The sequence below is a fragment of the uncultured Flavobacterium sp. genome (genome assembly GCF_963925415.1).
Lineage (GTDB): Bacteria > Bacteroidota > Bacteroidia > Flavobacteriales > Flavobacteriaceae > Flavobacterium.
The window spans coordinates 1-5109 of the sequence record NZ_CAWUTS010000132.1; the positions used below are offsets into that span (position 1 = coordinate 1).

The following is a 5109-nucleotide window of genomic DNA, read 5'->3' on the forward strand; positions in this document are numbered from 1 at the left end:
TAGATCAATTTGCTGAGAGTGTTAATTTTTTAATTTTAAAATTTATTGAAGATCAAATTGCTAATAAAGTCCTTATTAAGAAATTTTAAATGGATTGTGATAGGACTATAAAATCTAAAGAAAACTATTTTTATTTTCTAAAAAAAAAATAAAGAAATTTCTAAAAGAGACATGAGTTGAACTTTAAGATTGTACCCATATAAATATAAAAAAAAACAGGAATTCCTCCAGTAGGTAAAGCCATCTTAATGTGTTATAATTTATTAAATCCATTGGTAAGTAAAAAACAAAATTCAATTTTAGATGTTGATGAATTATCTCAATATTTAAATGTGACTTCAAAATATCCTTTACATTTAGATATTGCTTTACCTAATTTATTATTTGATGCAACTTCATCACCCATTCGTATTTTGGTTTTTTAGTAACTAAATCTAAAAATTCCACCCAGATAAACATTTCCAAAAAGCATAGCGGCACTTCCTTTTAATTTATAATTTTCTTGATCCCCAGACTGAAGCGTTACAAAACAAATTACAAATAGCAAAATCACATTTTCATATCTTATTAAATATAATTAAAATAACGATGGAAAAGTAATATGTATATTTGATTCTGCAAAACTTATTTAGATTTATTTTAAATAGGCACTTTTTTTTAAAAATATTTATAAAATAAATACTAAAGGTTTTTAAAATTTTTTAACTTTTAATAAAAAAGAATTAACTTTGGCCTTTAAATAATAAAACAATAAATGTTAGAAAGACTTCAATATGTAAAACAACGTTTTGATGAAATATCAGATTTGATTATTCAACCTGATATTATCATGGATCAAAAACGTTATGTGTCCTTAAACCAAGAATATAAAGGTTTAAAAGACTTAATGGAAAAGCGTGAAGATTTAATAAATATCAATTCAAATATAGCCGAGGCTCAAGAAATAATAGCTGATGGATCTGATGCTGAAATGGTTGAAATGGCCAAAATGCAATTAGACGAATCAAAAAAACGCTTACCCATATTAGATGAAGAAATAAAATTTTTATTGATTCCAAAAGATCCAGAAGATGCTAAAAATGTAATGGTTGAAATTCGCGCTGGAACCGGTGGGGATGAAGCATCCATTTTTGCTGGAGATTTGTATAGAATGTATACCAAATATTGTGAAAATAGAGGTTGGAAAACTTCAGTTGTAGACATGAGTGATGGTACCTCGGGTGGTTTTAAAGAAGTTATTTTTGAAGTTTCCGGAGAAGATGTATATGGAACATTAAAATTTGAAGCGGGTGTGCATCGCGTACAACGTGTTCCGCAAACCGAAACACAAGGTCGTGTGCATACTTCAGCAGCAACCGTTATGGTTTTGCCAGAAGCAGAAGAATTTGATGTGCAAATTGATATGAATGATGTTCGTGTAGATTTCTTTTGTTCATCGGGTCCCGGAGGTCAATCAGTAAATACTACAAAATCGGCGGTGCGATTGACACATATACCATCTGGATTGGTGGCACAATGTCAAGATCAAAAGTCGCAACATAAAAATAAAGACAAAGCATTAGGCGTTTTACGTTCTCGTTTGTACGAACAAGAATTAGCTAAAAAACAAGCAGAAGACGCCATAACGCGTACTTCTCAAGTAAGTTCAGGCGATCGTTCGGCAAAAATTAGAACATATAATTACTCACAAGGTCGTGTAACGGATCACAGGATAGGAATGGATATTTTTGATATGGATGGGGTTATGAATGGTAAAATTCAAAAACTGATAGACGAGCTTCAATTGGTGAATAATACCGAAAAGTTAAAAGAATCTGAGGTTTTTTAATAGTAACGTTTAATTCAATATTTTATGAAAAAGTATTTTTTTGTCCTATTTTTTAGTTCAATTTTATCTCATGGTCAATCATATTTTGGTTTTCAAAATGATAATTATGCCGGTATACATGTTGTAACAAACAACCCCGCAAATTTAGTTGACTCGAGGTTTAGATCTGATATTAATTTATTTTCAGCAAATGTGTTAACGGCAAGTGATATATACTCTATAAAGTACAGAGCTTTCTTAAAATCTGATTTTGGCGGAGATTCTGAAATTGATTATCATGAGATTTCTTTAAAAGACAGAAATAATTTTATTTTTAATTCTGACATTTTAGGTCCATCTTTTATGTTTAATCTTAAACCAAACCAAAGTTTGGCTTTGTTTTCTAGATTTAGAATACTAGCTAATGTAACAAATATTAACGGAAATTTATTGGAGTATATAAATGGTAATCCTGAAGGCATAAATGAAACTTTCACGACACCAAATCAAAATTTTAATTTAGCAACTCACTCTTGGGCCGAAGTAGGGGCTTCTTATGCTAGGGTTTTAAAAAATACCGGAGTACATTTTTTAAAAGGAGGTTTGTCTGTTAAGGTTTTAAGAGGCGTAGTTTCAGGCTTTATAAAAGCTAATAATTTCAATGTTTCGTATTTACATACAGGTAATGAAAATACAAACACGTATACAACTTCTGGAACTATAACTTCTGGAAATTTTCACAGCTTAAAGGATTCAAATATAGATGCTAAAGGAATAGGTTTTGGAGCTGATTTAGGTTTTACATATGAATTTAGACCAGAGATAGAAAGGTTTTCATATAAAGATATAAAGGGTAAAACGCATTACTATAAAGACGTAAACAAATACTTGCTACGTGTTGGTTTTTCGGTTACAGATATAGGGTATATAAATTATAAAAATGCTGAAATAAAAGTTTACGATGCTACTGCAGTATATACAGAAGCTCAAGGTAATAATGATGATTTTGAGCCTTTTACCGAAATAAGTTCGTCAAAATCTGCAAAGATGATTACGCCTACTGCAATTCATGCAAATGTAGATTGGAACTTTAATAAAAATTTATATTTAAATTTAAATACCGATTTAAGTCTGATAAAAAACACAAAACAAAATTCAGGTTACATAGCAAATAATGTTACAATTACGCCACGATATGAAATTAAATGGATAAGTGTATATGTGCCTGTTTCGTTTATAAAATATTCGGGTTTTGATGCAGGTTTTGGTTTTAGAGCCGGACCTTTGTTTGTGGGTTCTACCTCAGTTGTTTCAGGATTGTTAAGTAAAACTAAAGCAATAGATATTCATGCTGGATTAAAAATACCTATTTATCAGAATAGAATTAAGGATAAAGATTTTGATGGGATAATTGATAAATTAGACAATTGTCCTGATGTTGCAGGGCCTATCGAAAACAAAGGCTGTCCTTGGGGAGACGTAGATTCGGATGGTGTATTTGATCATGTAGACAAATGTCCTAAAGTTGCAGGGCCTATCGAAAATAATGGTTGTCCGTGGGGTGATTCAGATTCTGATGGTGTATTTGATCATTTAGACAAATGTCCAGAAAAAGCCGGTCCTATAAGCAATAGTGGATGTCCAGAAATAATTGTTAGTACAGTAAAGACCTTAAACGATTATACTAAATCCATATTGTTTGCTACAGGTAAATCTACTTTTGAAGCAAACTCCATAAACATTTTAAATTTTATATTGAGTACATTAAAAGAATATCCTAGCTCAAGGTTTTCTATAGAAGGACACACAGATAATGTTGGTGATGATAATAAAAACATGTTATTGTCTGAACAAAGGGCTCAGGCAATAAGAAACTATTTAATAGAAAATGGAATCGAAGAAACTCGTTTAGAATTTAAAGGTTTTGGAGAAACAAAACCGATTTCTTCTAATGATACTGAGCAAGGTAAAAAAACTAACAGAAGAGTTGAAATTATTTTAATCAAATAATTTATTTAAAAAATAATGTTTACCAAATAAATGGCTTTTTTTTAAAAGCCATTTATTTTTATATAAGAAATATTTTTACGACCTTGTTTGAAATTTTGCATACAATTTAAAATTAAATGACAACTCAATACCTAACCGAACAAATTCAAGCTAAAAAATCATTTCTATGCATTGGCTTGGATGTTGATTTAAATAAAATACCCCAGCATTTATTGCAACTACAAGATCCTATTTTTGAATTCAATAAAGCCACTATTGACGCAACACACGACTTGTGTGTTTCTTATAAACCAAACACTGCTTTTTATGAAGCATACGGTATAAAAGGATGGCAATCGCTTCAAAAAACAATACAATATATTAACAAAAAATATCCTGAAATTTTTACGATTGCAGATGCAAAACGAGGCGATATAGGCAATACTTCATCTATGTATGCTAAAGCTTTTTTTGATGATTTAAACTTTGACAGCGTTACCGTTGCTCCTTATATGGGGAAAGATTCGGTAGAGCCCTTTTTAGCTTTTGAAAACAAACACACCATCATGTTGGCCCTAACTTCTAATGAAGGAGCATTTGATTTTCAAACTAAAGAAGCGAACGGAAAAGAATTATATAAACATGTTTTAGAAACATCAAAAGCTTGGAAAAATTCTGAAAACCTCATGTACGTTGTTGGTGCTACTAAAGCCGAATATTTTGCTGAAATACGAAAAATTGTTCCAGATAGTTTTTTATTGGTACCTGGTATTGGTGCTCAAGGTGGAAATTTACAAGATGTTTGTAAATACGGAATGAATGATTCAGTCGGGCTTCTAATAAATTCTTCTCGTGGAATTATTTATGCTTCCAATCAAGAAGATTTTGCCCAAAAGGCTAGGGAAAAAGCTAAGAAATTACAACAAGAAATGGAAGAAATTTTAAATAATTAATAAATAAAATTTTGTTTTTATAGATGTGATAGTACACCCGTTTTTAAAGCTATTTTAAATTTGTACCAATCATAAAAAACACTAAATTTGATTCAAAATTAATTTTATGCTTTCCTATACCATATATAAAAATGAAACGAGTTTAAATTGGATAACCTTTGTACATGGTGCCGGAGGTAGTTCGTCAATTTGGTTTAAACAAATTCGTGATTTTCAAAAGCATTATAATGTTTTACTTTTAGATTTGCGCGGACATGGTGAATCAAAAAATAAAATTAAAATAACTTCTTCAAAATATACATTTAAAGCTATAACAGAAGATATTTTAGAAGTAATTGATTATTTAAAAATTCAATCTTC

Annotated in this window: 6 protein-coding genes; 5 read left to right on the forward strand and 1 reads right to left on the reverse strand. The window is 30.1% G+C overall.

Features of this window, described 5'->3' with window-relative positions:
- The first annotated feature begins 248 nt into the window (after positions 1–248).
- On the forward strand, positions 249–425 hold the full coding sequence (locus AABM47_RS10275; protein WP_338410833.1) for a hypothetical protein: 177 nt from the start codon (positions 249–251) through the stop codon (positions 423–425).
- Here the strand turns inward: AABM47_RS10275 and AABM47_RS10280 are convergent.
- Complete coding sequence (locus tag AABM47_RS10280) at positions 422–547, reverse strand: hypothetical protein (RefSeq protein ID WP_338410834.1); 126 nt, start codon at positions 545–547, stop codon at positions 422–424. The two genes, AABM47_RS10275 and AABM47_RS10280, sit on opposite strands and share 4 nt — an antisense overlap.
- Before the next feature lie 207 nt (positions 548–754).
- Between AABM47_RS10280 and prfA the strand changes: the two genes are divergently transcribed.
- The 4 genes from prfA to AABM47_RS10300 all read left to right on the forward strand — a co-directional run.
- Entirely contained in the window at positions 755–1828 is a 1074-nt protein-coding gene (prfA, locus tag AABM47_RS10285; protein ID WP_338410835.1) for a peptide chain release factor 1, read from the forward strand.
- A gap of 24 nt (positions 1829–1852) precedes the next feature.
- Positions 1853–3817, forward strand: a complete 1965-nt coding sequence (locus AABM47_RS10290) for a DUF5723 family protein (RefSeq protein ID WP_338410836.1) — start codon at positions 1853–1855, stop codon at positions 3815–3817.
- A 116-nt stretch (positions 3818–3933) separates the two neighbouring features.
- Positions 3934–4749, forward strand: a complete 816-nt coding sequence (gene pyrF / locus AABM47_RS10295; protein ID WP_338410837.1) for an orotidine-5'-phosphate decarboxylase — start codon at positions 3934–3936, stop codon at positions 4747–4749.
- Positions 4750–4855: 106 nt separating this feature from the next.
- Positions 4856–5109 (forward strand): alpha/beta fold hydrolase (locus AABM47_RS10300; RefSeq protein ID WP_338410838.1); only part of this gene is annotated, 254 nt, incomplete at its 3' end.

Coding starts and splice junctions, on each gene's coding strand:
- prfA (WP_338410835.1), top strand. CDS start 755: ATGTTAGAAAGACTTCAATATGTAAAACAACGTTTTGATGAAATATCA.
- pyrF (WP_338410837.1), top strand. CDS start 3,934: ATGACAACTCAATACCTAACCGAACAAATTCAAGCTAAAAAATCATTT.
- AABM47_RS10290 (WP_338410836.1), top strand. CDS start 1,853: ATGAAAAAGTATTTTTTTGTCCTATTTTTTAGTTCAATTTTATCTCAT.
- AABM47_RS10275 (WP_338410833.1), top strand. CDS start 249: ATGTGTTATAATTTATTAAATCCATTGGTAAGTAAAAAACAAAATTCA.